Source organism: Escherichia sp. WS1118 (assembly GCF_046487695.1).
Lineage (GTDB): Bacteria > Pseudomonadota > Gammaproteobacteria > Enterobacterales > Enterobacteriaceae > Escherichia > Escherichia coli.
Window position 1 is genome coordinate 1 of the sequence record NZ_JBJQIZ010000040.1, and the last position, 753, is coordinate 753.

General features: G+C 65.2%; 1 protein-coding gene. It reads right to left on the minus strand.

Features of this window, described 5'->3' with window-relative positions:
* Positions 1–35: 35 nt before the first annotated feature.
* Positions 36–753: Tn3 family transposase (locus tag ACJHYO_RS23955; protein WP_001514257.1), on the minus strand; the 718-nt coding region annotated here is incomplete at its 5' end.

Sequence of the window (753 nt, forward strand, 5' to 3'; positions counted from 1 at the left end):
TAGGGGAGCCCGCAGAATTCGGAAAAAATCGTACGCTAAGGTTTTCCGGGCATCCGTAAGGGCCGAAACTTCCCGTCTTCCAGTCTGCGGCTCTGCCGCCAGACGTAATCGCCGGTTAGGTTGATGTGCTCCCAGCCCAGCGGCGACAGGAATTGCAGCAGCTCGCCGTCCACCGGCTTGCCGGCCTCGACCAACCCCTGGGTGGCGCGTTCCAGGTACACCGTGTTCCACAGCACGATAGCCGCCGTCACCAGGTTGAGGCCGCTGGCCCGGTAGCGCTGCTGCTCGAAGCTCCGATCCCTGATTTCCCCAAGGCGGTTGAAGAACACCGCCCTGGCCAGCGAGTTGCGCGCCTCACCTTTGTTCAGGCCGGCATGCACGCGGCGGCGCAGTTCAACACTTTGCAGCCAGTCCAGGATGAACAGCGTGCGCTCGATCCGGCCCAGCTCGCGCAGGGCCACGGCCAGTCCGTTCTGGCGCGGGTAGCTGCCGAGCTTGCGCAGCATCAGCGAGGCGGTGACGGTGCCCTGCTTGATCGAGCTGGCCAGGCGCAGGATGTCGTCCCAGTGGGCACGCACGTGCTTGATGTTCAGGGTGCCGCCGATCAGCGGGCGCAACGTCGGGTAGGCTTGCACGCCCTGCGGCACGTACAGCTTGGTTTCGCCGAGGTCGCGGATGCGCGGCGCGAAGCGGAAGCCTAGCAGGTGCATCAGGGCAAAGACGTGATCGGTGAAGCCGGCCGTGTCGGTGTAG